The sequence below is a fragment of the Anaerocolumna sp. AGMB13020 genome (assembly GCF_033100115.1).
In the GTDB taxonomy this organism is placed as follows: domain Bacteria; phylum Bacillota; class Clostridia; order Lachnospirales; family Lachnospiraceae; genus Anaerocolumna.
The window spans coordinates 2,877,501-2,903,408 of record NZ_CP136910.1; the positions used below are offsets into that span (position 1 = coordinate 2,877,501).

Consider the following 25,908-nt stretch of genomic DNA (forward strand, 5'->3'; position numbering starts at 1 on the left):
TCGCTCTGCAAATTCCTTTAAGATATCTTTTAGTTCACCTGTCTTAAGAAAGGTTCTTCTTGCCGTTTCCTCTGAAATAAACAGGATATCGACAGAGGGAAGGATCTCCTCAATGGTCGCCTTTGCCTTTTCTTCATTCCAAAGATTGGCTCTAAAATTAACATCAAAGGATATTGCTGCTCCTGCTGCCTTAAACTTCTTTACTAATGCAATTGAAGTCTCTCTTGCCTGTCCGGATAAAGCAAGTGAAATCCCACTCGTATGAAATAATCTTGTCTTTGAAAATACTTCCTCCTTTATATCATCCAGCCTGATCGTATTTACCGATGCATTTTTTCTGTCATAAACAACAGTAGGTTTTCTTGGATATACGCCATACTCGTAATAATACAATCCAAGCCTTGCTTCTTCACTGTCATCGTAAATCAGCCAATCATCACTCACTCCACAAAAACGTATATTATTCTTAATAAAGGTCCCTAATTCTGTCTTGGGGATTTTAGAGATTATACCGGTTCGAAGTCCCATAAGCGATATACCGGATACTACATTTAGTTCCGCTCCACCTGCTCTTTTCTCAAATATACCTCCAGATATTAATCTTTCATTGATGGGAGAGGATAATCTTAATAAAATTTCTCCAAATGCCAGTGCATCAAACTCTTTCTTCTCCTGCAGCAACTTCATCTTAATCCTCCTATAGTAGTTATAACTCTGCTGAGATTATTATTTTTATTTGGCAGCTTTTCTAAATTCATAGAAACTCTTTTCATGGTTTTCTTAAATATTTCAAAGAAAGCTGCCAGAATTCTTCTTTCTCTGAGAATCACTGACAGCTTACTATTGATCAAGGATAGCGTTTATTAACTTAATCGTCTCTGTTTATTTCTGAAGAAGGTGTACTGCATAACCACCGATTTCTTCTTTTAGATAAACAGCCACTTTCTTATTATTTTTATCGAATTTTTCAGTCTCTGCATCAAAATGGAAGCCACGGCTCTCCAGATGATAAACTGCTCTTTCCAGATAGTTGGTTGCGATTGCAATATGTCCATGTTTTCCCAGGTATGGTGTCTTCATTACCTCTATTCCAAGGCCTGCAAAAATGGATGAATTGCCGGAATTTTTCGTAAAGCCAAACAGATTGTCAAAGGAGTCTGCTATTCCGTTTGCTTCTGTTTCATTGGTAGCGTTGATTCCGATATGTCTTAATTCAAAACCAAGCATCTTTGTGATTGCTTCTTTTGTCAGATCCCTGATTTTGTCAAACTCACCATTTTTAACAAAAGCATCATTTACCATCCAGCTTCCGCCGCAGGCAATGATTTTGGGGAAATCGAGATAGGATAGCAGATTCTTCTCAGTAATACCACCGGTAGGCATAAACTTCATGTTTACATAAGGTGCTGACATAGCCTTTATCATATTTAGTCCTCCTGCTGCTTCTGCAGGGAAGAACTTAACTACATCAAGGCCCAGTTCTATGGCCTGTTCTATGTCACTGGGATTTGCACAGCCGGGAGTAATGGGTATTCCTTTATCCACACAATATTTTACTACCTTGGGATTAAGCCCGGGACTTACTATGAATTTCGCACCGGCATTAACTGCTCTGTCAACCTGCTCGGTTGTAAGTACTGTTCCTGCTCCTACAAGCATCTCGGGAAACTCGGAGGCCATTATACGAATGGATTCCTCTGCAGCCTCTGTTCGGAAAGTAACCTCCGCACAAGGAAGTCCTCCATCAATCAATGCCTGCGCCAAAGGCTTGGCATCTTCTACAGAATCCAGCTTAACTACCGGTACAATACCAAGTTTCTGAATTTGTTTTAATACATCATGCATCTTTTACTCACCTATAAAGGGATAGGTAATATCCCAGCCACTATTTATGGCCGAAAGCCGCTTTCGTGGCGTCCTTTCCTTGTACTTTTTACTTTCAGCCTTTGCTTTATTTATACGTTTCTCTTCAAATTCAAGTATAACGCAAGGTTTTGTTAATTTCTCTAACGATACTGAACATTTTATTGATTTTCCCGTACTTCCTGATACATACTTGTGCCGGCTGAATATTTCCCTTTCGTGCAAACAAAAGCTATGACCTTTGAGGACCAAACTTTTCTGAGGTTATGACAATAATACCTGCCCTAAATTGGTAATAAACTTAAGCAGCATGTTATTATTATAAAGCACAGATAAAAAGGTACTGTCATTAATCATCTGAAATACCTTCTGTCCCCCTTCCGTGCCTGCAAATACTGTTAGAACGAGAAATAATACCCATACCACGACAATTCCCTGTAACAGACCAGCCAGCAGTCCGGCTGTTTTATTGAGGCCATTTATAAGCGGCAGCTTGCTCAGGATATCAAGTGCTATACAGATTACACTTAATGCGATGCTTACGATGATAAATACTACCAGAAAAGCTCCTGCATTTATTACCATTCTGCTGACAGACTGGCTGACATATTCTTTGAAATTATCAACTGCCATGGCTTTGTATACTTCTTTGTTATTATTCTCTACCAAGGATTCTCTCATGGCTTTCGGAAGAGGAAGTTTTCCGATAAAGCTTACCTGATCGGTTACTTTATCATCTTTGTTTTCTTTCTCTTCATAATCAATTATTTTCTGTATTTTTTTTGTGGTAAAGTCCATTAGCTTTTCATTTTTCTGTGCTTCTTTGCTGATAATAGGGCTTACCCATATAGTAAGCATGATCGCTATTATAGTTGAAAACAGAGTGAATACTGTACGTATAAAGCCCATTCTTCTTCCGTTTAAAACAAAGCCGATTAAAATTGCTGCTACTACTATCAATACCCAGTTTATGGGGTTCGCCGATGCTAATGCCATCATTTTAATTTCACCTCATCAATTGTTTCATCATTAATCATTATGTATCTGTTACGTCCCGGTGCTGGTAATATCTGTGCTATTTCTTTTTCAAAATGGCTAGTCATCCTTACTTTTCCGTTCAGCTGATAGATCAGCCAGTCACGGCTGGAATTCAAGACAATCTCTTCTCCCTTTAAGCTAATTGTACTGTAAGAGAAATCCGTGTTTTTACGAAATACGATATTACCGTCAAGATCATATACTACAATCCGGCTGCTGTCTATATTATCAGCATCCTCCAGTACTAGCCCTATATAGCTCTCATTATAAAATATAGTTTTTACCTTACTGTCCAATTCCTTTTTCACTTTAGCTTCCGGGGTTTCCTCCATTTTATATATTGTAAACATATTATCGCCGAAAGCACAGACCGTATTATTGTTTACGAATTCCACATCAGGAATCAATGTTGTACCATAAGCATCCGCTCCAACAATTTTATCAATATAACTATCTCCTACACCTCCAAAATTAAAAAAGGTAATTTTATTCGACAGTTCACCTTTTGAGAAAAATACATAGCTTGTTACTAGTTTGGTTCCGTCTTTTGAAATGCTTATATCAACAGGGAAACCGTCTTCTTTTTCCGTGGTCCTCCTGTTGACGATCTCTTTTCCGCCTTCTTTCGCATAATAGTTAATATGGTTTTCTCCTTTTCCACTTAACAGCACTGCCGTAACACCCTGAGAGGCTATTACACTTTTTATGATAGGATAATTCATTTCATTTGAAGACTCCAGACCCTTTGGCCCATAAATATTAAGCTGTTTACTGCCCCTGTCACTTACGGAGACATAACCGCCATTGACAGATACCTGAGGATCCTTCATTTGATAGGTGTCATTCCATAATTGGCTTCCACTGCTGTCAGCTGCCATAATTCCATCCCTGCTCACACGGAGATATCCACTGCCATAGGTGTAATATTTGGCGGAGCCTGTATCGCTTTTCTGTATAGACTTTATTACCTCATATTCTGTGTATCTTTTATTGCTGATTGTATAAAATGCACCGCCTAAAGCGATAACCGCTGCTATCAATGCCAGTATAATCAATGTTATTATTCTTTTTCTATGCTGGCGTTTTCTGATTTCATAAATTCTTAATTCCGGTTTTTCCAAAATTACTGCCATATATGTACCTTTCCCACTCACCGTTCTCTTTCGTCCGGATATTACAATTACTAGTGCTTGTACTATTATAACGTATTTTATTTTATAATTATACTACATTTTTGTAAGCTTAAGTAATCCATAAGACTTATAGCGCTGCTATTTTTAATAATTATAACATTCCTCCTTGGCGATAGCAATTTACAATCTTAAATTTTCCACTTTTTAACTTTTTATTTTGTTATTCTCTTTTTGTATTCTAACTTATTCTGTTTTCAAGTTCTCTTTTTATATATTCTTTTAATGTTTATATGTTCCTTTTTATAATGTACCCATAACAGAGGATATGTTATTTAGTAGAGACCTTCTTTCAGACATCCTTATGAAACAGTCCTTGGTTATGGATACTTAATTTATGTTCCTTCATGTTCTCTTTTTATGCCCTCATTCTATTTTCTCATTCTATGTTCCCTTTCTACGTTTCCTTTCATGTTCCTTTTTTATGTTCCCTTTCTACGTTCCCTTTCATGTTCCTTTTTTATGTTCTCTTTTTATGTTCTCTTTTTATTCTCATTTAATATTCCCTAATTATCTCTTTAAAATAATTCTGCCGCTTAAGAATACAATCCTAAGCGGCAATTGTTTTTAAGGCACTATAAGCTTTTGTCCGGCCATAATTTTGTTTTCATCCTCTATATCATTTAATTCCTTAATCTTATCCATATAAGCATAGGTATCATAAAGCTTGAAGCTGATGCTGGCAAGGGAGTCTCCGGCTTTTACCGTATAATATCTCACAGTAGCATTGGAAGAGGCAGGTTCGCTGTCCGTATCACTTTCAGCATCTTTTTTATCAGAATTATCAACAACTGACGTATCGCTATTCTTTCCGTTATTTTTCTCGGTATCTTTTTTTGTATCGCTTTTATCTGTGTTTTTATCTGTATTTTTATCTGTATCTTTATCTTCTCCTTGATTCTTTGTTGTATCAGTTTCTGAATTATCCGCAACTTCCGTTGGCTTCGTTTCCTCAGGCTCCGGTGTGACCTTACCTTCTACTGTATCTACTATAATGCCTTCATCGTCATTTTTAGCACTTTCATCTGTTGTTTTCGTTTCATCATTTTTACCGGCTGTTTGGATATCTGTATTCTTATCGTCGTTCTCTGAGTCATCTTTTGAGGCTGTATTGATATTTTGAGAGATAGTACTAAGGGCAGACTCCATTTTCTTCATCCTGTCATAATTGTCTAACATAGTAGCCGCTATGACAAGAACTATAATAGCCAGCAGAGAACTTGCAGCATAGAGCAGCCGTACAACACTGCGGTCTTCTTTTACTTCTTTCTTCTCCTGAATAATACTTCGGATTTTTTTGGTGGTTTGATCGCTGTAGACTGCCTCTTCCCTTATGGTCTGTTCTTCTTTGTTCTCTATCATGTAGTTCTGCATTTCTTCATTTTTCTCGTAATATATGTAATAACCGGGCTGCTTTATCAGCTGATTGCTTTCGCAGAAATAAAACGCCTCATCCCTCTCCATACTGTCCATTTTAAGCAACACTTTATCATTTCCTGAAAAATTATCCGTATGGACTTTCCGGATCTTGTCATTACTTTCTAAGTAAAAACCCGGACCAATAAGCGCCCAACCCATTATCTCCACATCGGTAAAATACTTTTTGATGTTTTCATAAACACTTGTCCACCCATCATCAGAAAGCGTAATTCCTGTGGAAAAATCCGTATTTCTCATTTCCACGGCTCCCTTAATGAACACATTCTTCGCTTCTTCTGTTTTAACACTGTAACCTAAAAATACTGCCGCTCTTAATTCCCCTGGATCTGTATCAGCCAGCTGCTTCAAGAAGGTCATTACGTAATCTTCCACATAAATCACCCGCCCATGATATAAGACATTTCCTACCTGCCTTATATTCTTAGGCATCTTTATTGTTACGGTATTACCGTTATTCTGTCCTTTTGCAGATGAATTTTCCATTATACACCCCACTATATATCCCAATTAGCCGGGATATTGCCACATTTAGATAAGGAGTGAAAGAATCTGCATGTGGCTTCCTTTCTTAATCTATTTTTCCCTTCACTCATTTCACTTGACTCCGGAAGGTTCCGGAAACTTCCATTAGAACCCATACCCTTTGTACAAGTCCTCTTTTTACCTCTTATGCTAGCATACGATGGGTGATATTTATGTCAAATCATACCCTGGATTTTGTAAATATTATCCTTTTTATTAGTTTTATTTCTCCGAAATTTTATCTCATTTCTGTTACTCCTCCTTAACTTTACATGTAAATACGGTATTTGCAGATACTTTGTTGAAATATGACCTGTTAATTATTACTAATTCATGACTAATTTAATTTTTTACGGTAATACTTTTGTTAAGTAAGAATAAGGTATAGTACGAGTATTAGTAGGAGGTTCCGATGAATAAAGAATTGGATATAGAGAGAAAATTATATTATTTCAATACAAAAGAACGATATTCCGTTTATGAATTCAGCAGCCGGCTGCAGAATTTATTGCAAAACAAACCTGTTAAAGGCCGCCCAATTGTTTTCCTATGCATAGGCTCTGACCGGGCCACAGGGGACTGTCTTGGTCCGATTGTTGGATATAAGTTGTCTAAAATGAAGCAATATGACATGATACTTTATGGTACTTTGGACCAACCGGTGCATGCAAAGAATCTAAGCGACACCATTAATCACATTCAGCTTCATCACCCGAACGCCTTTGTCATCGCAGTAGATGCTTCTCTCGGAAAATCCAGTCATATCGGCTATATTACCCTGGGTGAAGGTCCTCTCCTTCCTGGTGCCGGTGTCGATAAGAACCTTCCTCCCGTCGGAGATGTTTTCATAACAGGAATCGTAAATTTTTCAGGAATGCTTGATCATATGCTACTGCAGACTACCAGGTTGAATGTTGTTATGGTACTTGCAGATTATATCTGTGCCGGAGTTAATTATTGCTTGTATCAGCTATCAAAGGCTTAACAAAATGTCATACACAATCTATGACTTTTAATTATTCTATAAAAATAGAATACAAACACTCTATCACAGGGTAACAAAAAAGCACGAAACATATTTCGTGCTTTTTTGTTACCCTGTGATAGAGTCTTCCTGTGTCTGTTTCACTAATCCTTAGTAATTTTCCTCTTTTGCCTTAACCTCAACAATACCGGTTTTATATTCTGCAATAGCTTCCGAAACCGTTGCTATATTCTTATCATACATAAGACGTATCAATGCTTCCAGATTTTCTGCCGTCAGCAGCTCTTTGCCGATATATGCTTCATATCCGGAGGCAATTTCAAGTGAAAGATTCTTAATATTATCCTGTGTGGTCTTAATATCTCCATGAACCTTGGTATACTCTTTCTTTAGACGCAAAAGTTCTTCCTGGTTCTGTTGGGTTATCTCTTCTCTGATTACATTGCGGGTGGTATTCTCAAAGTTGCTCAAGGCCTCTTTTTTACCGGCATTGATATTGCTTAGTTCTTCTTCTAGCTCTTCCAATTCCCGGTCGAAATCTTCCAGCTCATAGATACTCTCATCTTTATCTTTTAATATACCGCTTCGTATATTATCAATCCCCCTGCGTGTCAGAGTCATCTGTTTTCTTTTCTTATGGATCTGAACGAAGGTATTTCTGTTTTTTGCTTTTATATTATTTTCTATAAGGAGAAAACCGCCCCCAAAGATCAATACAATAAAAGCATAGATAAGAAACAAAAATATCATTTTCTCCTGTGGCAACACCAAGGTGTAAAGCAAATAAGGAAGAGCTAGTAATAGAAAAGCAACAACAGTAGCAATAATCAAAAGATCCATTACCCTTGCAGGAAAAAAGATAGAATAAAACAGTTTGTTATTCAGTACCAGAGGAATTCTGTTACTCTTAAACAAATCTCTGATCTCAAGCTTCATTAAACGGTATTCTTCCCTGATTCCAGCTGTTTCATTGTCTATTCTTTCATTAACCTTCTCATTTTTTGACTTCATCTTACGATTTTTAATCTTCCTAATCTGCTGTCTGGTAAGGTCAAGCTGTTCGTCGTAGGTTTTCTCTATTTCTTCTTTTCTTTGTCTGAGTGCGGTTCCTATTTCATCAGCAATATCTTTTTCTTTCCCTTTAATACTCTTTTCAAGCCTGCTTTCCTGCTTTCCAAGTTCATCATATTGATTCTGGCAGGTATTCAGATCTGTTATTTTCTGCCTGACAGCCTCCAGCTCTTTTACGCCGCCGGATAATATATTGCCCTGCATCAATTTCCCTCCCTTATGACGATTCGTTTATTTTTGATTTTAACTGATTACTCTACAAAGGTCAATCCTTTTAGACAAAATACACCAGTACAAATATCACTGCAACACCTTAAAATGATAGAAAAACGGAACTTATCAAGTTACGTTGTAAATCAATAAAACAAGTGAAGCTGTTATTGTTTTTATCGATGTACAACTCTATATTTTAAATCTCTCAACAATAACCTCAAGTTGGATTGCCAGTTCATCCATGGTCTTACTGGAGGCTGCCAACTCCTCCAGGGAGGCTGTCTGTTCTTCCAGGGAAGCCGATATTTCCTGGGTAGAAGCCGAATCTTCCTCCGCAATTGCAGAAAGGTTCTCCATGGTTTCAATGATTCCGCCTTTTACCTTCTCCATTGCCTTTCCGCTCTTACTCAATTCTTCTACGGCATCACTTGCTTTCTTAATCGCTGCGGATATTCCTTCAAAGCTTTCCTGGCTATTGTTGGCACTTATGGTCTGCTCTTTCATGGCAGTATCCATTCTTTCTATTGCAGTTACCGCTCTGTCGGTATTTCTCTGCAATTCTGAAACAATAGCATCGATTTCTCCAGTGGATGTTGTGGATTGCTCTGCCAGTTTTCTGATTTCTTCTGCTACTACAGCAAAACCTTTGCCGGCTTCTCCTGCTCTTGCGGCTTCAATCGCTGCATTTAAGGACAAAAGATTGGTCTGTTCTGCTATTTGGGAGATTACTTCACTTGCCTGTCCGATAAGCTGTGCACTTTCATTTGTCTTTTCGGTCACTTCCTTTATTTCCGCTGCCTCTGCGTTATTCTCTTCGGTTTTTATACGCAGGATTTCCATGGCTGCTGCCCCTTCATTAAGGATTCCCAATACCTTACCCGTGGCTTTTTCTAATACCGTAAAGCTGTGCTGATTCTGCTCAATAGCCTCTCCAAGTTCCTGGGTTCTTATGCTTCCCTCCTGGGTATGCTCCGCATGGTTCATGGCTGCTCTTGCCAGTTCCCCGATAGTAGTTGCAATTTCTCCGGAGGATATTGCTGTATCTTCTGACATTTCACTCATTCGGCCTGCTGTAGTCGTCAGCCTGGCTGAAGCATTCTTAAGTTCTTCAATAATACCACGAAAGCTTTCTGTGATATTCTGCAAAGCATCAGCCAGTAATCCGATCTCATCTTTTCTCTTTCTTAATTTAGCATCTATATCAGTGGTTATATCAAGATTTGCTATTCTTTCTGCCTGTTTTACGGTTTTAACAATAGGTTTTGCAATGCTGTTTCCAAGACCTATCGTAACAAAGACACTTACTGCCAGTGCTGCAGCAAAGGACAGTCCGATGATTTTACTGAAATCCGCAATTCTTTCCATCACTTCACTCTCATCTGCCGTCACAATATAATACCAATTGGAGTTCGGAATTGGTGCATAGGCAGAATACAGCTTCTTACCATCAAAGGTATACTCATAAGTTCCCTGCTTTTGCTGTAAAATTGTTTTAAATAAGCCTGCAGCAGAAGCTGCACTTTTATCTTCCTTCTCTGCTTCAATGGGGTTATACATATTAACTACAAGGGATTTATCACGATGGGCTACCACTGTTCCCTGGCTGTTCATGATATAACCGTAGCCCCCTTTACCATACCCCATATCCTGGATCAGTTTACTCATCTTATTCGCATCACTTCTTGCAAGTACAAGTCCTGTTAAGGTTCCGTCTGAAAAAATAGGCGCTGCAATCATCAGTACCGGTTCATTGGTTACCTTACTGATCAGTACGTCGGATATTACAGTTTTTCCGGTTAGGGCTTCCTGTATATATCCTCTGTCTGAGAGATCTGCTTCCGTGTCATCGGAATATTTTACCTGACCTTTCATGTCTACTATGCCAAGGCCTATAAATTCTGTCTTATCTAAATAATCTATCATAGCTGACTTTTGTCTCGTATAATCCATGCTTTGTATTTCCATGTTATCCGCTATATTTTCAACAATCAGCTTTTCCGTTTCCATTCTGCTTTCTATCAGCTTTGCATTATCATCTACCAGAGCCGTAATTCCCTGCTCAACCTGCTCCCTTAAATTCTTTCTTGCCGTATAGATAGAAACTGCCTGTAAAATCCCCGTTGTCAAAATTAGTGTAAGAAGAAAGCTTACCAACATCTTTGTCTTAATACTTTTCATCCACTTATCCTCTCTCTTGAGATATTTTTACGTGCACAGGAGATTATTATTCTTCCTAAATTCTCCAAAATGCATCATTATTCAACATTTTACCATTGGTGAAATGTATTTGCAATGTCATAGTACCTAATAATCCAGATAAACTTTTGTTACTTTTTTGATTTATTCATAAAATGGCACCTATCATGCAGCGAACCAGACAGTCTCGTTTTTTTCTATAGGGAAGAGCCAAAAATCAATCTTTCTAAAAAGGGTTAAGAAAAGCACCCTTTTCCGTTGAAAAAGATGCTTTCTTTTCATAATCTTAAGAATTCTTTTATTACTGTAAGATTTTTTCATTGATTTTTAATAAACTCTACAAATTTACGACACATTTAAAGTTTATCATAAATATATAAATCAAGGGACCCCCTCTCCCTTGTTTACATAGATGATGCTTTTTCATAAAGCCGCAGTGTACTTCCCCCCTCGAATGTATACTGCGGCATCCCCCTTTTATAAGGATCTATTTTGTCTTACTACTTTATATTGGTATCACTGTTTTTATTCAGATAAATTCTTTTTCCTATAATCAGGCCTTTCGATAACTTTCCATGACCTATTTCCCCCGTTTTGGCAATGGGCAGGTTTAAGTCCCTGGTATAATATATAATCAAATCTTCCATGGAAGGCTTTAACTGCTCGCGCTCCATTTCCGTAAAAGTTCCCAGCAATATTCCCCTGATCTTATTGAATGCGCCTGTTTGCTTCAGATGGCTTATATAGGTTATCATTTTAGAGACTCCTCCGCTAAGACTTTCAAGAAAAAGTATCTTACCTGTAAAGTCCGGCATAAAAGGTGTCCCTGCTAGTTTCAGGAAACATCTTATATTGCCGCCTATTATCTCTCCCTCCATTGACTCTCCTCTAAGGAAGGAATACTGAAAGCAAAACAGCTCCCTGCCGTTACCATCCGCTAATAATTGTAACCGTTCCCGTTGAATACCTTCTTTATCATAGATCAGATTTTTCAACTGATACAGATAGGTCTCTCTGCCTGTTTTGGCATATATGGCATTTAGTACGGTGGTCAGATCGCTATAGCCAAAGAAGGGTTTATAATTCTCCTCTATTACCTTATAATCCAGGTGGTCCAATATTTCATTAGCCGTATCTCCACCTGAAATATCAAATATTGCCTCTGTTTTTTCGTCGGTAAATAGGTTCATGAGGGCTAACCCTCTCTCCTCTCCGGTACCAGCCGGTTTTGAGTTTGCACCGTATATAAATGGGCTAAACTTTGTCCTTATATGCATTTTAGCCAATTCTTCAATTAACAGCTGATTTCGTTCTCTGTCCTTTTCCGACTGTCCATCAGAACAGGCAGCTATCCCTATTATTCGTTCCATCTTAACCCCTTTCGTGATACCAGATTATAATTACAGTTATATTTTTCATTTTTATCAGATTTTCCTCTTTATTATTCTATCAAATCAGTAATCCTAACTGCAAATTTAATTTTATTCATTGAATTTTTATGCTTTTTTTATACTCTGGAGCTTAGAACCGTAGAAGTTTGTAATTATTTGTGGTAAGATTAATTTATTACTTTCAATACAAGGAGATAGGTTTCATGAAAAAAAAGTTAATAAGCTGTCTTCTCTTGGCAGTACTTTTCTCACTGGCTGTATTTCCTGCAAATAAAGCACAGGCCAAGGTTCAGGAGTTCTCTGATATGTATATGGAATTATCCATGCCGGATGATACCATCGTATTGACACAGGACACTCCCGATACGGACGAGCAGTGGGTTACAGCAGGTATATCTGATGTAAAGTCTGAAAAAGAGACAATGAAAAAAATGGGCGTGAAAGTCCTGTTATTTGATCCGGAAACAAAAGCTCTGGTAAGGCTATTGCAGAAGCAATCCACCCAGACAAGCAATATTTTCAATCTAAGCCTTCTTTCTGACGAGAAGAAAACAGAGTTCTTTAACGGGTTGGTGGACTCAGAGGATGAGAACACAAAGGCAGCCATCGAAGAGATATCCCATCCAGACGCAGTCTTCTTCCGTTATAACATTGAGATTACCAAAGACGGAAATACCATGACTGAGCTGATCTATGGCACTATTGTAAACGGATATACCATATCCTATGATATCTTTCAGAATACCAAAACAGTCCCCATAGACGAAACCTTTGTGAAGGAACTCGTTGCCGGAACTCATTTTACTGAATTCCTGGACAAGGCAGAAGTGGACAAGGAAATGAAAAATTCCCTTATAAGGCTTCTAGTGGAATTTGCTTTATTAATTGCCGTAATTATAGTATGGATAACATTACGCAAGAAACGTAATCAAAAGCAAAAGCTCAAAAAAGATGACAAAGCAGATGCCTTAACCAGATTCTATACTGCCAAGAAAAAGAAAGACGAAGAGAATATCAGGGATGAGATCAGGTATGTAAACCGTACCAAATACTCAGAAGAAGTTATGAAAGACTTCTGCTACTACAACCGCTTCTTAAAACGAATCAGAATGTGGATTTTAACCGCTTTATTATTCCTTCTGGTATTGTACGTCCTTTATACCTCTTCCATTGGAATACTGGGTGTGATTATTGCCGCAGTCCTTATGTTTGTATTTGTTTATTATCAGGGCATCAGTGTGGAGAAGCTTGTAGTCAGGATGATGAAAGGTTTTGACAAGAGTAAGGGAATGGAAGCAATCTTTACCTTTTATGATGATTATTTCACCTTATCCGGTATTCAGTATATATCCACCTATCCATATCTACAGGTGACGGAAGTAAAACAGCATAAAGATTTTATCTATATTTATACCGGCCCTGATAAAGCCTTCTACTTGAGAAAAGATGGCTTTGAAGGAGAATATGAAGCTTTCCTCACTTTCCTGGAAAACGGCATTAAGATCGCTAAGAGTCAGTAGATTTCCCTACTATCGTAACAGAGCCATAAAAATAAGCCCCCTGAATTCCTGCAGTTAGACCAGCCGGAAAACAGAGGGCTTTTTTAGAAACTCTTATTATTCTGATAAGTAATATAGCTGTGTGCTGCACCGAATATACTGCCGGTAAGCAAAACAATCCAGTTGCCTTGTAAGGCTCCTGCAAAAAGAAAAAGCATACAGGGTATTATTGCAAGAAACATGGCAGGTAACAGTTTACTGTTTTTTAAATATACACCCCAGAACAGCCAGTACATAAGAACCAATATAACTGTGCCTATCAGCCAGAAAGCAAATTTTTCACTAGAAGAGAATCCCAGCTTATTAATTCCTGCAGGTACTACCATAAAAAACATGGTCCCATATCGTCCTATCTGCTCTATCAAAAGTATTATTTTAGGAATGCTCTCATTCTGTTGTGTTTTTATTCTACCGGCAAATAGGATATTCGGTATAAGAATTAATGCCAGCATACATAGGTTAAACCAATTTATCCAGTTCATAGGTAGTATCCTTCTCTCATAGTTTTTCCACGTTATTCATTTACAGAGTTCCAAGTACTATTGTAAAAGGTACCTGCCGGATTGGGTCGTCCACTTTAGGAAGTCAATTACTGAGGTGAATAGGTGTGTTTTACCTAGCTATACGTCTGGGTTTGCAAATGTTGCATAACCTTCCGCTTTTTATTTTAGCACCACATTTTTCGCAGGTAAACCAAGCATGTACGGAATCATCAGAGAACTCCAGTCTTTCTTCCCTCACCCAGTCCAGTAATTTTGTAGGTATAACATCATTCGCCTCCGCTATCTGTACTATAGTAGCTTTCGGATGGGCAATAATATAATCCTTGACCTGCTCATACTTCTCTTCCTCTTCTTTTACCATGGGACGCAGGATGGAAGAGGATTCTTTTTTCTCTGGATCTTCTTTTTCTTTCTCAATAGCTTTTGAGCAGTTTGGGCAGATCTCCGGGCCATAAATATAATTAAATAATTTCTTACAGTTTTTACACACTTTTACTTCCATATTGATTTCTCCTATAAAATACAAGGAACGGTATCAGATATCTGATCCTGTTCCTTAAACCAGTCTATATTTTCAAATTTTTCCAAAGAAATACGGCTTTCCTATAATTATTGCTGCTATCCGTTTAATAAGAAACTCCATGATCCTCTTTATGGGTTCATTATAGCATAGATAATTATATTTTAATATAAGAGATGGCGTATTTTATTTTTCGCTGCTAATTCTTGCTGCCCTATACCTTTTTCTTTCCGCAGTTCTGCTATTATAAGCTTAACCGTTGCCATAAAAACCCTCCTGATTAACTTTATAAACTAACAATAGCATTAATAGGCCTCCACACCATAACGCAGTAAGGGAATAATTTCGCCTTTTTGTTGAGTGCCTTATAAAAGTGTAGCTTTAATGCTTTTTTTATGACTGTTAAGGAAATCTCTTATATCGTTATTACTTCTTAATAGGATCACTTTGCCTTTGTATGCAGACAATCTAAGCTTTAATCCGTCTCTTCCTATTTCATATTCCTTAGACCATTTAAACATACTCTTAAGCATTTGAACACTTGGTGCATAACTGCATTTCTCAATTCCTATCCTTTGCTTTATCCATCGTTTCATAATTCTATAATTTCTTACGCGAGGGGGCAGCTCTATCAGAACAATAGAATCTGCTGCTTGAAAGGCCTTCTCAAAGCACGTCCTGCCCGTATCCTCTATTAACCAATCCCTTTGATGTATAATTGTATTAAATAACCTGTCTCTTTCATCGACTTGTCTTTTTCGATTCCCCCAAGCATTGGATTGATCAGGAATATGAACTACTTCATCAAGAGAGGTGTATGGAATTCCCGTTAATCCTGATAACTCTCTTGCAAGCGTAGTTTTCCCACTTGCCACTGCACCAACAATATACATTTTCATATGCTTCCCAACCCTTCTTTATACGGTTTAAATATGCTCATATAAAAATAGCTTCTATTCTTTCCCTTACCTAAGATAGCTTTAGCGGAAAAGATGAAGATGCTTTAATTATACTAACACAACATTATATTACTTGCTATTATTCATAACAAAAACTTTATATAGATTACAATTTGCCGACCACGTACATTAAAATGGCTCAAAACTCAGTGTTAGGGCAGGATTCATAGAATCTTCTCCACCATTTGACATTGCGCCACGAAAACAACAACTTAAAAAAAGACTATAACAGAAGTTATTTCTCTGTTATAGTCAGCTCGTTTTATTTAATAATTAGTTCGTTTTTCTTTTCACCAAATAAAATTGATTGAATCTGTTCTATATCAATAGCATCTGAAAACTTCCCTATTGCTATATAATCGCCACTTTCATCAGCAAATCCTTCACTCATTAAGCCAGCTATTTGTGGTATTATAGTACCAGCTTCATACTTTATACCTGATATTATGAGAGGATAGGTAATATCGAGTTCATTAAGATCTATATTATTCAATCTTTGCAGCTCCCTGACATCCTGACCACTGCAGATAAGTGTATAGGATAATGGAGATATTTTTAGGCTGCGAACTAAAACATTACACCCATCTATTGAGACATTTTTATTCAAATTTATTGTAATAGAATCTTTTACCTTCAAATTAATATTAAAATTCCACTGTCCTCTGGCAAGATCTACTACCGCTCCTCCTTTATCTGTTGTTTCCTGTAATGCATTGAAATTACAGTTTAATATCGCATCACTAAAATTGTATGACGTATCTTTCTGTATCCATATTTCATATTCTCTACTATTACTTACTTTTGGCTCTGTAAATTTATCAACAAATCCGGAACTAATACTTGTATAAAAGTCAGAGCTGTCATTTACCTTCATATCATAACTCAGTAAATTATTTTCTGACAATTCTATATTATCCGTCGTTATATTAAATAATAGATAAATCATATTTTCATCCTGTATTGTCTGTTTTAGGGTTACTGTAATAGAATTATCCATAACAGACTGTATATCCTGCCTTGAATAACCTTCTTCTGAAAGATTGTGCTGCATCTTCTCATCCGCATTGAAATGATCAACTGCCCTGTCATTCCATTTGATTGCTGCAAATACTGTTACGGAACTCAGTAGAAATATTGCAAGTGCGAAAACCGGTATTAATCTTCTACTTGTTAATCTATGATAGCTTCCATCCTCCGGTAATGATTGAATCACTTCACATATTTTCTGATGAAAATGTTCTGTTTCTTTTGGCATGGCATTTTTCCAATCGATATCATCACTCATATTATTACTCCTCTTCTTCCAATAATTTTTTAATTTGATTTCGCCCTTTAGAAAGTCTGCTTTTAACAGTTCCTGACGGTATTCTTAATATCTTTGCAGTTTCGTTTATAGAGTAGCCTTCAATATAACAAAGAATAATAGGTAACCTATGTTTGATATCCAGCCTCTTAATTATGTTGTAAAGCTCCTGATGCTTTATTTGTTCTGTCGATTTGTCCGACATATAGTCTTCATAAGATACCTCCTGTCTTCGTGATCGTAAAAGCTGATAACATTCATTGATCAAAATTCGAGTCAACCATGTCTTAAAATAATTCACTTCTCTAAGTGAATTTCTTTTTACAAAGGCTTTTAAAATTGCACTTTGTACAACATCTTCACAATCCGCTTCGTTCATCAGAATTCCTTTTGAAACATGATACAAACTTGATTCTATTTCAAGAATCCTTGTTGAAAACTCTTCTTTTTCCATATGTGATACCTTTCAGATAATTTGCAGCTGCTTTTTGTACTGTACAATGATTAGATGAATTACAACCGCATGTGGTTCATTCAATTTGAGGTTTTTTATATTTATGTATACTTCTAAATAAAAGCAATATAAAATGGACTCACCATTTGTTAACTAAAAACCGTCGGTGAGTCCATTTTATGAATAAGTTGTTTATTGTTTGATAAATAAAGAAAATTTATTTTCTAAAATGTTCTATGTTTTCCTATTCCTTCTACAACTCCACTCTTCCTTCTAATGCTCTAAGCAGAGTTACTTCATCAATATACTCTAAATCTCCCCCCACCGGTACACCGCTTGCAATACGGCTTACCTTAATTCCCGAGGGTTTGATCAGTTTACTGATATACATTGCTGTTGTCTCACCTTCCAGGCTGGAATTGGTGGCTATGATAACTTCTTTGATTTCTCCTTCAAGCCTTACGATCAATTCCTTCAGTTTAATCTCATCTGGTCCGATACCAAGCATGGGTGAGATGGCCCCATGAAGCACATGATAAACCCCTTCATATCGTCCGGTTTTTTCATAAGCTGCTAAGTCTCGGGGGTTCTCAACCACCATTATCGTGTGATGATCCCTTTTATCACTGGCACAAATGGGGCAGAACTCATTATCCGTTAAGGTATAACATTCTTTGCAATACCTTACATTCGCTTTTGCTGAGGTAATTGCCTGTGACAGATTGTTTACCTGATCCTGGGGCATATTGATTATATAAAAAGCAAGTCTTTGGGCAGTTTTGGCACCAATACCCGGAAGTCTTGATAATTCCTCAATCAGCTTGCTGATTTGACTGCTGTAATAGTTCATAAATCCTCTTTCTCTTAACTTTAAGCTTGATTTGTTTTGGTCTTGCGACAGTCTCTTTTCTAATCATACTTTATTACATTTCGGTTTTCAAGTTTAACTTCTGTTGCGGACTAAGAACTTGTATTACCAGCTAAGAAAATCCATGCACTATTTGCGTATGGATATGCGGTAACCCAGGTTTATAAATATATTATAGATCAAGTGAGTCTTTGAGACTTTCATACGTTTAATAAAAGAGGGCAGGGAGTAAAAATCACGGCGAAATTCCATATAGCCTTTATATAGTTGGTCGGCAGTCATATGTTTTGGCTTATATGCTACTTTGGTTTTTCCGTTATACCAGCTCCAGTCTTCCGTTAGCAGTCTGCCCTCTCTTTGCAGGTCGTCATAAACCGGTGTACCTGGTAAGGGAGTCAGAATACTAACCGTTGCTCCATCTACCCCTAATTTTTCACATGCCTTTAAGGTGTTCTCAAATATATTCACATCATCGCTGTCAAAGCCAAAGATGATTCCAGCCTGAATCATTATGCCGTATTCATGTAGCTTATGAATGGTCTTTTCATAATCCTCTATTCGATTTATTTTCTTCCCTGCTTCCTCCAGTGATTTCGTACTAAAGGACTCAAGTCCAACAAAAAAGTAAAGACAACCTGCGGCTCTTGCCGCAGCCAGCAGTTCTTCGTTTCCGCAATCGGCCATAGTTACCTGTGCAGCCCATTTTTTACGCAAAGGTGCTAGTTGCCTCATAAGTTCCAGTGCATATTTTGAATCGGCAAAAAAGTTATCATCCCAGAACACAAAATGCCGGGATTTTATAGCCTTAATTTCATCTATTACTTCCTTAATCGGACGAGTTCGAAAACAATCGTGATAAATCTGTTTTAAGTTGCAATAACGGCAGTGATAGGGGCATCCTCTTGTGGCAAAAACCGCTCCTTTCATAAGGGCTGTTCTCTTATGCAGCAAATCCCATCTTGGTTTAGGCATATTTACAAGAATCGGTGCAGCTTCTGATTTATATTGCTGCTTATGCTCTCCCTTATAAAAATCTTCTAAAAATCTGGGCCATATCTCTTCCCCTTCCCCTATAAGCACCGTATCGCAGTGCTTAGTGGCTTCCTCCGGCAGTAAAGTCGCATGTGGTCCGCCAAATACCACGGCTGAACCTTTTTTACGAAATGCCTTGCTTATTTCATAGCAGTGGGGTGCATTAGCCGTATTCACGGTTATTGCTACCAGCTCAAAATGTCTTTTATAGGGTATTTTTTGATTATATTCATCTATCAAGGTGATTTCGTAATATTCTTCGTTAATAAAGGAAGCCAGGTACGGCATTGTTATCTGTGAGAAATTATTTAACTGCCTCTTTCGAAAACGATGAATTTCCTCGTTTTCTGGTTGTATCAACAGAATCTTTTTTTTCATGATATACCTCTAACGTTTTAATATTTTTTTCTACTTGAGAATTAGCGGTGTATTAACCAGGAGATGTATTTATCATTGATTTATTATCTTGAGGTACCTCGAATGGCTTCGATGTGCCTCGACATAAGACTTCAATGTAATAGCATACACATTATACATCAATATATATTTATTGTAAATCAATATATAAATATTGTTGTTCTCACTATACTAAAGCTAGGTACTAAAGCAGGTAGGTTAATAGTAAAGCTAGATGCCACTTTGTAAAATGAGATGCAATGTTTGTAAACAACAACTGAATATTTGTAAACGAAACGCCACTTTTGTATTCTAAATGCAGGTTTTGTACTCATGAAGCCACTTTTGTAACCCAAATGCAGTTTAATTTTTATCATTTATTGAAGTATTATAATAAAAATAAGCATGCCAAAGGGAGGTCGACTCCCTCTCGATTTTTTGTAATCGGAGAATCCACCCCTATATTCCTTAGACAGATGAACGGTTGGCAGTATTATTTTTTGAGAAGAGCTGGTTTTAACATGATGTCACTGGCAGTAACCGGTGAACATCCAAGTTTATGTAAAACATCTTCTCCGTGATAAAAGCTGAAGGTTTCGTATGGACTACGATTATAGAGCTTTTTTCTTTTGTAAGAATTGATGTGATTCATCATTAAACTGATGTTATCCTGTGTCAGATTGTTAAAACTTGTACCTTTAGGGAGAACCCTTCGTATCATTTCATGATTTACTTCAATAGCTCCTTTTTGATATGGGCTGCCTGCATCACAGTAAAAAACTCATGTTCTTAGACCAGTAAATCTTACAGAACCGTATTCGATAACTTTCGGATTGGAAAACTCAATCGTTACCTACGGAGTAGATTGGCAGATAAAAGAGGGCGACCTGACAAATAATGTGAACTATACTACATTAGGATAGTAACTGGAAAATTGTAAAATAAATTTTTAGGTGGTAGCGTTTTTTACGCTACCATTTTGAAATATATTGACATCTATTAAAGACAGACATATAATAAAAAAAGATCATTTAGAAAAAATTCAAAATGAAAATGTGGTGACAGAATGAGCCTACCAAACGTATTTAAAGCATTAAGCGACCCTATTCGCAGAGATATATTGATGATGTTGAAAAAAAAGGGAGAAATGTCGGCTGGCGATATTGCTTCAGAATTTGAGTTATCCAATGCTACTATTTCATATCATTTATCCCTATTAAAAAAAGCTGATTTACTATTTGAAAACAGACAGCAAAAATACATCTATTATAAAATTAATGTGTCTGTATTTGAAGATATTGTTCTCTGGTGTATGCAGTTCAACGAAGGAGTTGGTAAGAATGATGAATAAAGATAAAAAAACTACTTTCATAACTACTCTCATATGTTTTTGTTCACTAATTGTTTCTATGATATTTTCTGTTTTTTATCCAGAAAATAAAAATACTCAACTTAATTCTCATTCCGATGCTCTTTTGCTTATAGGAGTTTTAATAAACATATTTCTAAATATTGTACTAAACTTTAAAGTATGTAAAAATATGGGGGCAAAGTTTTTAGTTAAGCTAGGAAAATGGATTATGCCTTTCACTTCGCTTTTTTTAGTTGTTGTATCAATTTATTCCACAGTTTATCCGAACTCTTCATTTTCTAATAGTGCGACAATCGTTTTTGTGGGACTTCTTTTTATAGTTAGTGGAAATTATTTTCCAAAAAACCATGTGAACCAATATATTGGTCTGAAATTTCCGTGGTTATTGAATGATGAAGAGAGCTGGGATAAAACACATAAATTAGCTAGTTATACATGGATTTTAGCTGGAATTTTATTTATTCTTCAACTATTTATCAGCTCTATTAAAACTGTATCCATTCCATTAGTCATTATATTAGTTGGTGTTTTGCCACTTATATATTCTCTAATGTTAGTATATAAAAATAGGAGGTACAAAAAATGAAAAAGCATATTATTGTCGGAAGTTTGATTTGTGTTGCAACCGTATTGATTTTTCTAGTATTTTGGGGAAAGCTCCCTACTGATGTTCCTATCCATTTTGACTCTTCTGGAAATGCAAACTCTACATTGCCAAAAGCTGTTGTTGTATTTGGAATACCTGCGATATGTGCAATATTAAATGTCTTTTCTGGTTTTTCTTTAATGAAAAAAAAGGACGAAAGAACATTCATGTATTACTTAGTTCCTGCAATATCAGTTGTTGTAGCTGCCGTGGTATTGGTTTTGGCATTATAAATATTTTTAAAGAGAGTCTTAATGTAATGATTATATAAGGAATGGAATTTATTTTTTGCTTCTCATTTAGAAATTTTTCTAAATGAGAAGTGATTGAAAGGAGAAAGATTAGTAAAATGCTTGAAATTAAAAATCTAACTAAAATATATCCAAATGGAAAAAAAGCAGTATCAGATTTAAGCTTAACGATTGATAATGGAGATTTATATGGTTTTATTGGGAAAAATGGTGCTGGAAAAACTACTACATTAAAAGCTTGCCTTACCATTCACGATTATGATAGTGGGGATATTCTTTTAGATGGTGTTTCTATAAAGTCTGCCCCGACAGAATGTAAAAGAAAGATGGCATATGTTCCAGACTCCCCAATACTTGACCCTTATTTGATGGGGTTGCAATACTTAAATTTCATTTGTGATATTTATGAGGTATCGGAAGAAAATAGAAAGCAAAAAATTCCTGCTTTATCAAAGCGTTTTGGAATGAATGAAAAACTAAATGATTTAATTTCTTCTTATTCTCACGGAATGAAACAAAAGCTTAGTCTAATTGGAGCATTTATTCATGAACCCAAATTACTTATATTAGACGAGCCTTTTATGGCTTTAGACCCCGATGCAATTATACAACTAAAATTACTCATGAAAGATCTATGTGCTTCTGGTAGTTCTGTATTGTTTTCAAGCCATATCCTAGACGTTATAGAAAAAACCTGTAGTAAAATAGCGATTATAAGAGATGGGACACTAATCAAAAGTGGAGAGATAAAACAAATCTTAGGCAACAGCGATTTAGAAAATGTATTTATGGAGTTGAATGAAAAATGAAAACCTTTTGTTTGTTGACGAAAAGACAATTTTTAGAGATGTTTAAGTTTAATAAATTATTTCACGGTAATTCAAAACAAAAGAGAGCTTTTTTCTTTGTTTTTTCTGCTATTTTTTTAGCAGTTATTTTAATTTCTATATACTGGTTTAGAATGATTTTCAAAATTAGTACGATCTTTCAATCTTATCATGAAATATCTGATTACTTGCTAAAACCTTTGAGTGTATTAAGTATGTTTATAGTTTTTTTATCAGCAGTTAAAAAAGGTAGTGGGATTATATACTTGGATAAAAGTATTGACCTTTTGTTCTCATATCCTATTAAGACAAGTACTTTAGTTTTGTCAAAACTTATGCTGGTATATTTTTGGGGCATTGCTATCTCTTTTGTATTGTTGATTATTCCATTAGTTCGTTATGAATTGTTGTTACAACGAAACGGAATATTTTATATATTTGATTTCTTACAGATACTGATTATACCAATTGTACCGATAGTGTTAGGTATAATTTTAGGATACATCATATATAAGCTGTTAGGAAATATTTATCAATCGCGTACTTACTTGAAAAGTTTTTTATATTTGATTTCCATTACCTTGTTTATGGCGTTTATGTTCTTTTTCTTTAAACGCATAAATTTTGATGATTTGTATAAACATTTCATTAAAAAAACTGCCTTTTCCAATATTACAGGAAACGAATTACTTTTTGCGTATAATTGGAGAACACTTTTATTTTTTATCCTTGTAATTGCCATAGGAATAGGACTAACCTTTTATATTATACAAACTTATAAAAGAAAATGTATGAAAATACAAATGTATATTACTCAAAAGAAAGATTTCAAAGTTCGGTATAAAAGAAAAGCAAAAATACAGTCCCTATTATTTAGAGAGATACTGAGGTATTTTTCAACATCTGTCTATATGTTAAATACCATGCTAGGAATTATCTCTCTTATTCTGTTTACGATATACTCTTATTTTAAAACAGATAGTGTGAGTATGTATATGAAGCTAATTGGAACTACTTTTGAAATCGAAAACACTTCTGTTTTATGTGCCTTTGTGATGGGAGTGTTGATAATTTTATCTAATGCCACTTATGCCAGTATTTCTATTGAAGGCAAAAATAGAGAATTATTAAAGTCCTTTCCAATAGCAATTAGAGAACTCTTATTGGCAAAATATTTGTTTCATCTTTTACTTACTGTTACAACGACATGTGTATGTGCCGTTTTTCTTGGCACAATTTTCGAGATGAATACATTAGAGTGGTGTCTGTTGTTTATTTTACCTACTGTATTTTCATCATTTGTGGGAGCTTTGGGTTTATTTATAAATTTACTTTTCCCAAATTATGAATGGGAAAATGTAACATATATTGTGAAACAAAGCGTATCTGCAATTACTACTATTCTGTTTAGTATTTTAATTGTTAGTGGAGCATTATGGATAGCGATACACTTTTTTAACAAAAGCATATTGTTATTTTCATATATCTTAGTTTTAATTTTTATCTTGCTTACGCTACTGATAGGAATTCTATTGAAAAAAATAAGTAAAATTTTTTAATTATGAATGAAAATTAACTTAAACAAGTTTTAAAGCACTATTTTGCATAACTAGAAGAAAAATTTACTATTTATTGAAAATAAATGCTTATGTGATGGAGATATAGCGAACCATTTCATTTTGACAGATGCTACTATTTCTCATCATTTCAAAGTACTATAAAATAGTAATCTGATAAATTTCAAACCCAAAAGGTAAAGCTGCATAAAGTTGATGTTTCCCAGAGAATGTCATTAAAAAGCCTTTTTAGAGTTTTAGTAAACTTAATGTTGGTGAAAACCATTTATTTGATTTTTCTGTTATTTTATTTTATGATAGAAAATATTGAATACATTAGCGATTGACATAATGCCACAGGTGAAACCGAATCAATTAAATATCAAATACAATGGAGGTTAGGTTGAAAAATAAATTTTTCAACCGCAAGTTTGTGCTTGCGCACCACAAACTTGGTATGCGCAAAGAGCATGCGCAGGAATAGAGGTTAATATGAAATGGGATTCCAGATTATATGATAACAAACATAATTTTGTAGCAGAATATGGAAAAAGTCTTTTAGATTATGTCCCAGCCGATAAGTCACAAAATATATTGGATTTAGGTTGTGGGACCGGCTTGCTCACAGCAGAGCTTGCCAGAAAAAGTGGCTGTGTTTTAGGAATTGATGGATCTCCTGATATGATTGAGAAGGCAAGAAAACAGTATCCCGAACTAACATTTGAAGTTATGGATGCACTGGAATTACCCTTTGATCATAAATGGGATATTATTTTTTCAAATGCCGTATTTCACTGGATAGCAGACCAGGAGCTATTATTACAGAAAATACATAATTCCTTAAAGCCCTCCGGAAAACTCATTTGTGAGTTTGGAGCATTTGGCAATATTAAAACGATTGAACAGGGGTTTAGCACAGTTTTAGAGCATCTAGGTCATCCCTATCATTCCAAGTTTACGTTTCCGACAGATGAACACTTTGGTTCATTCTTAATAAAAAACGGGTTTATTATTGAAGAACTCTATGCTTATGATCGCCCAACACCTTTAAACGATGGTGATAAGGGATTATACAATTGGGCGAAGCAGTTTTTTGAAACAGATTTAAAAGAATTTAAGGATACGGATCAAGATTTCATATTAAGAAAACTTTTGGAGGAAGTTCGTGATAACCTATGGGATGGCACTTCCTGGGTCGCCGATTATAAGAGATTAAAGGTTATTGCCCGCTCTGCCTTGTAAAAATAATAATAAAAGAGATACCACACGTGTTTGAATGGATTAACCTTCCATAAGTTAGATTATTGGTCTAAGTTATGAAAAGCACATTCAAACTTGGGTATCTCTTTTTACATACAAGATATATTAACAAAAGTTCCTTTCAATTAGAAAGGGAATCCGCCTAAGCCGCCACCAAGGCCGCCAAGTCCGCCTGTAATCTGACCCATAACTGCCTGTGATTCTTCTTCCATTTTACGAAGAGCTTCATTTGCTGCAGCCATTATAAGATCCTGAAGCATTTCAATATCATCGGGATCTACTACTTCTTTTGATAGAACTACTCCGGTTATCTCCTTCTTACCGGATACTTTAACGGTAACTGCTCCGCCACCTGCAGATGCTTCCCACTCTTTTTCTTCTATTTCCTTAGTCTTTTCCTCCATCTGCTTTTGCATTCTCTGAGCCTGTTTCATTAAGTTATTCATATTGCCGGGCATTGAGCCTCCCGGGAATCCTCCGCGTTTTGCCATGA

At 36.0% G+C, this 25,908-nt stretch carries 25 protein-coding genes and 1 pseudogene (1 of these 26 cut by a window edge); 9 read left to right on the forward strand and 17 right to left on the reverse strand.

The features are described from left to right. The 5 genes from R2R35_RS11650 to R2R35_RS11670 all read right to left on the reverse strand — a co-directional run. Positions 1-687 carry the 5' portion of a sugar kinase gene (locus R2R35_RS11650; RefSeq protein WP_317734695.1) on the reverse strand. 348 nt of this gene lie to the left of the window's left edge, so 687 of the gene's 1,035 nt are visible here — the first part of the coding sequence; its start codon is at positions 685-687; the stop codon falls past the left edge of the window. Positions 688-882: 195 nt separating this feature from the next. Beyond that, positions 883-1,845 carry a bifunctional 4-hydroxy-2-oxoglutarate aldolase/2-dehydro-3-deoxy-phosphogluconate aldolase gene (locus R2R35_RS11655; RefSeq protein WP_317734696.1) on the reverse strand — a complete coding sequence of 321 codons (963 nt, stop codon included), beginning with the start codon at positions 1,843-1,845 and terminating at the stop codon, positions 883-885. 282 nt (positions 1,846-2,127) lie between these two features. Then, positions 2,128-2,862: a CvpA family protein gene (locus tag R2R35_RS11660; RefSeq protein ID WP_317734697.1), complete on the reverse strand. Its 735-nt coding sequence runs from the start codon at positions 2,860-2,862 to the stop codon at positions 2,128-2,130. Next, complete coding sequence (locus tag R2R35_RS11665; protein ID WP_317734698.1) at positions 2,859-4,034, reverse strand: DUF5711 family protein; 1,176 nt, start codon at positions 4,032-4,034, stop codon at positions 2,859-2,861. The genes R2R35_RS11660 and R2R35_RS11665 overlap by 4 nt, the downstream gene beginning before the upstream one ends. 624 nt (positions 4,035-4,658) lie before the next feature. Next, a complete protein-coding gene (locus R2R35_RS11670; RefSeq protein ID WP_317734699.1) occupies positions 4,659-6,014 on the reverse strand; it encodes a LysM peptidoglycan-binding domain-containing protein in 1,356 nt (451 codons plus the stop codon). Between the two features lie 451 nt (positions 6,015-6,465). Here R2R35_RS11670 and yyaC point away from each other — a divergent pair, with 451 nt between their 5' ends. After that, positions 6,466-7,038 carry a spore protease YyaC gene (gene yyaC, locus R2R35_RS11675; protein WP_317734700.1) on the forward strand — a complete coding sequence of 191 codons (573 nt, stop codon included), beginning with the start codon at positions 6,466-6,468 and terminating at the stop codon, positions 7,036-7,038. Positions 7,039-7,188: 150 nt separating this feature from the next. Here yyaC and R2R35_RS11680 read toward each other — a convergent pair whose 3' ends face one another. The 3 genes from R2R35_RS11680 to R2R35_RS11690 all read right to left on the reverse strand — a co-directional run bounded on the left by R2R35_RS11680 (position 7,189) and on the right by R2R35_RS11690 (position 11,888). Next, on the reverse strand, positions 7,189-8,313 hold the full coding sequence (locus R2R35_RS11680; protein WP_317734701.1) for a hypothetical protein: 1,125 nt from the start codon (positions 8,311-8,313) through the stop codon (positions 7,189-7,191). 198 nt (positions 8,314-8,511) lie between these two features. Next, positions 8,512-10,500, reverse strand: coding sequence for a methyl-accepting chemotaxis protein (locus R2R35_RS11685; RefSeq protein WP_317734702.1), 1,989 nt, complete (start codon positions 10,498-10,500; stop codon positions 8,512-8,514). A 518-nt stretch (positions 10,501-11,018) separates the two neighbouring features. Further along, positions 11,019-11,888, reverse strand: coding sequence for an LD-carboxypeptidase (locus R2R35_RS11690; protein WP_317734703.1), 870 nt, complete (start codon positions 11,886-11,888; stop codon positions 11,019-11,021). A 224-nt stretch (positions 11,889-12,112) separates the two neighbouring features. Here R2R35_RS11690 and R2R35_RS11695 point away from each other — a divergent pair, with 224 nt between their 5' ends. Further along, positions 12,113-13,429: a YcxB family protein gene (locus R2R35_RS11695; RefSeq protein ID WP_317734704.1), complete on the forward strand. Its 1,317-nt coding sequence runs from the start codon at positions 12,113-12,115 to the stop codon at positions 13,427-13,429. Positions 13,430-13,512: 83 nt separating this feature from the next. On the opposite strand, the gene R2R35_RS11700 is transcribed toward R2R35_RS11695, so the two are convergent. From R2R35_RS11700 to R2R35_RS24710, 8 genes and pseudogenes are all read right to left on the reverse strand, one after another. Beyond that, a complete protein-coding gene (locus R2R35_RS11700; RefSeq protein WP_317734705.1) occupies positions 13,513-13,950 on the reverse strand; it encodes a hypothetical protein in 438 nt (145 codons plus the stop codon). A gap of 130 nt (positions 13,951-14,080) precedes the next feature. Beyond that, a complete protein-coding gene (locus tag R2R35_RS11705; RefSeq protein ID WP_317734706.1) occupies positions 14,081-14,473 on the reverse strand; it encodes a flagellar protein in 393 nt (130 codons plus the stop codon). A gap of 383 nt (positions 14,474-14,856) precedes the next feature. After that, positions 14,857-15,390 carry a hypothetical protein gene (locus R2R35_RS11710; RefSeq protein ID WP_317734707.1) on the reverse strand — a complete coding sequence of 178 codons (534 nt, stop codon included), beginning with the start codon at positions 15,388-15,390 and terminating at the stop codon, positions 14,857-14,859. A 322-nt stretch (positions 15,391-15,712) separates the two neighbouring features. After that, the gene (locus R2R35_RS11715; RefSeq protein WP_317734708.1) at positions 15,713-16,705 is read right to left on the reverse strand and encodes a DUF4179 domain-containing protein; all 993 of its coding nucleotides are present in this window, start codon (positions 16,703-16,705) and stop codon (positions 15,713-15,715) included. A gap of 34 nt (positions 16,706-16,739) precedes the next feature. After that, entirely contained in the window at positions 16,740-17,207 is a 468-nt protein-coding gene (locus R2R35_RS11720) for an RNA polymerase sigma factor (protein ID WP_317734709.1), read from the reverse strand. Positions 17,208-17,460: 253 nt separating this feature from the next. Beyond that, positions 17,461-18,057, reverse strand: coding sequence for a recombination mediator RecR (recR, locus tag R2R35_RS11725; protein WP_033164266.1), 597 nt, complete (start codon positions 18,055-18,057; stop codon positions 17,461-17,463). A gap of 147 nt (positions 18,058-18,204) precedes the next feature. Beyond that, positions 18,205-19,485: a B12-binding domain-containing radical SAM protein gene (locus R2R35_RS11730; protein ID WP_317734710.1), complete on the reverse strand. Its 1,281-nt coding sequence runs from the start codon at positions 19,483-19,485 to the stop codon at positions 18,205-18,207. Positions 19,486-19,996: 511 nt separating this feature from the next. After that, a pseudogene (locus tag R2R35_RS24710) lies at positions 19,997-20,347 on the reverse strand (IS30 family transposase); the annotation flags it as partial. A gap of 222 nt (positions 20,348-20,569) precedes the next feature. Here R2R35_RS24710 and R2R35_RS11740 point away from each other — a divergent pair. From R2R35_RS11740 to R2R35_RS11765, 7 genes are all read left to right on the forward strand, one after another. Beyond that, a complete protein-coding gene (locus R2R35_RS11740) occupies positions 20,570-20,854 on the forward strand; it encodes an autorepressor SdpR family transcription factor (protein ID WP_317734711.1) in 285 nt (94 codons plus the stop codon). Continuing rightward, positions 20,844-21,461 (forward strand): SdpI family protein, encoded by a 618-nt coding sequence (locus tag R2R35_RS11745; RefSeq protein ID WP_317734712.1) that lies wholly within the window; start codon positions 20,844-20,846, stop codon positions 21,459-21,461. Before R2R35_RS11740 ends, R2R35_RS11745 begins: the two co-directional genes overlap by 11 nt. Beyond that, a complete protein-coding gene (locus R2R35_RS11750; protein ID WP_317734713.1) occupies positions 21,458-21,754 on the forward strand; it encodes a DUF1648 domain-containing protein in 297 nt (98 codons plus the stop codon). Before R2R35_RS11745 ends, R2R35_RS11750 begins: the two co-directional genes overlap by 4 nt. A 116-nt stretch (positions 21,755-21,870) precedes the next feature. Further along, positions 21,871-22,581: an ABC transporter ATP-binding protein gene (locus R2R35_RS11755; protein WP_317734714.1), complete on the forward strand. Its 711-nt coding sequence runs from the start codon at positions 21,871-21,873 to the stop codon at positions 22,579-22,581. Further along, positions 22,578-24,158, forward strand: coding sequence for a hypothetical protein (locus R2R35_RS11760; protein WP_317734715.1), 1,581 nt, complete (start codon positions 22,578-22,580; stop codon positions 24,156-24,158). Before R2R35_RS11755 ends, R2R35_RS11760 begins: the two co-directional genes overlap by 4 nt. A 102-nt stretch (positions 24,159-24,260) precedes the next feature. After that, positions 24,261-24,320 carry a hypothetical protein gene (locus tag R2R35_RS24715; protein WP_442872291.1) on the forward strand — a complete coding sequence of 20 codons (60 nt, stop codon included), beginning with the start codon at positions 24,261-24,263 and terminating at the stop codon, positions 24,318-24,320. Positions 24,321-24,647: 327 nt separating this feature from the next. Then, the gene (locus R2R35_RS11765; protein WP_317734716.1) at positions 24,648-25,397 is read left to right on the forward strand and encodes a class I SAM-dependent methyltransferase; all 750 of its coding nucleotides are present in this window, start codon (positions 24,648-24,650) and stop codon (positions 25,395-25,397) included. Between the two features lie 143 nt (positions 25,398-25,540). Here R2R35_RS11765 and R2R35_RS11770 read toward each other — a convergent pair whose 3' ends face one another. Then, the gene (locus R2R35_RS11770; protein ID WP_033164263.1) at positions 25,541-25,906 is read right to left on the reverse strand and encodes a YbaB/EbfC family nucleoid-associated protein; all 366 of its coding nucleotides are present in this window, start codon (positions 25,904-25,906) and stop codon (positions 25,541-25,543) included. Between the last annotated feature and the right edge of the window lie 2 nt (positions 25,907-25,908).

Coding starts and splice junctions, on each gene's coding strand:
- R2R35_RS11655 (WP_317734696.1), bottom strand. CDS start 1,845: ATGCATGATGTATTAAAACAAATTCAGAAACTTGGTATTGTACCGGTA.
- R2R35_RS11695 (WP_317734704.1), top strand. CDS start 12,113: ATGAAAAAAAAGTTAATAAGCTGTCTTCTCTTGGCAGTACTTTTCTCA.
- R2R35_RS11705 (WP_317734706.1), bottom strand. CDS start 14,473: ATGGAAGTAAAAGTGTGTAAAAACTGTAAGAAATTATTTAATTATATT.
- R2R35_RS11760 (WP_317734715.1), top strand. CDS start 22,578: ATGAAAACCTTTTGTTTGTTGACGAAAAGACAATTTTTAGAGATGTTT.
- R2R35_RS11710 (WP_317734707.1), bottom strand. CDS start 15,390: ATGAAAATGTATATTGTTGGTGCAGTGGCAAGTGGGAAAACTACGCTT.
- R2R35_RS11700 (WP_317734705.1), bottom strand. CDS start 13,950: ATGAACTGGATAAATTGGTTTAACCTATGTATGCTGGCATTAATTCTT.
- recR (WP_033164266.1), bottom strand. CDS start 18,057: ATGAACTATTACAGCAGTCAAATCAGCAAGCTGATTGAGGAATTATCA.
- R2R35_RS11730 (WP_317734710.1), bottom strand. CDS start 19,485: ATGAAAAAAAAGATTCTGTTGATACAACCAGAAAACGAGGAAATTCAT.
- R2R35_RS11740 (WP_317734711.1), top strand. CDS start 20,570: ATGAGCCTACCAAACGTATTTAAAGCATTAAGCGACCCTATTCGCAGA.
- R2R35_RS11770 (WP_033164263.1), bottom strand. CDS start 25,906: ATGGCAAAACGCGGAGGATTCCCGGGAGGCTCAATGCCCGGCAATATG.
- R2R35_RS11690 (WP_317734703.1), bottom strand. CDS start 11,888: ATGGAACGAATAATAGGGATAGCTGCCTGTTCTGATGGACAGTCGGAA.
- R2R35_RS11685 (WP_317734702.1), bottom strand. CDS start 10,500: ATGAAAAGTATTAAGACAAAGATGTTGGTAAGCTTTCTTCTTACACTA.
- yyaC (WP_317734700.1), top strand. CDS start 6,466: ATGAATAAAGAATTGGATATAGAGAGAAAATTATATTATTTCAATACA.
- R2R35_RS11750 (WP_317734713.1), top strand. CDS start 21,458: ATGAAAAAGCATATTATTGTCGGAAGTTTGATTTGTGTTGCAACCGTA.
- R2R35_RS11755 (WP_317734714.1), top strand. CDS start 21,871: ATGCTTGAAATTAAAAATCTAACTAAAATATATCCAAATGGAAAAAAA.
- R2R35_RS11720 (WP_317734709.1), bottom strand. CDS start 17,207: ATGGAAAAAGAAGAGTTTTCAACAAGGATTCTTGAAATAGAATCAAGT.
- R2R35_RS11680 (WP_317734701.1), bottom strand. CDS start 8,313: ATGCAGGGCAATATATTATCCGGCGGCGTAAAAGAGCTGGAGGCTGTC.
- R2R35_RS11670 (WP_317734699.1), bottom strand. CDS start 6,014: ATGGAAAATTCATCTGCAAAAGGACAGAATAACGGTAATACCGTAACA.
- R2R35_RS11745 (WP_317734712.1), top strand. CDS start 20,844: ATGATGAATAAAGATAAAAAAACTACTTTCATAACTACTCTCATATGT.
- R2R35_RS11715 (WP_317734708.1), bottom strand. CDS start 16,705: ATGCCAAAAGAAACAGAACATTTTCATCAGAAAATATGTGAAGTGATT.
- R2R35_RS11665 (WP_317734698.1), bottom strand. CDS start 4,034: ATGGCAGTAATTTTGGAAAAACCGGAATTAAGAATTTATGAAATCAGA.
- R2R35_RS11765 (WP_317734716.1), top strand. CDS start 24,648: ATGAAATGGGATTCCAGATTATATGATAACAAACATAATTTTGTAGCA.
- R2R35_RS11660 (WP_317734697.1), bottom strand. CDS start 2,862: ATGATGGCATTAGCATCGGCGAACCCCATAAACTGGGTATTGATAGTA.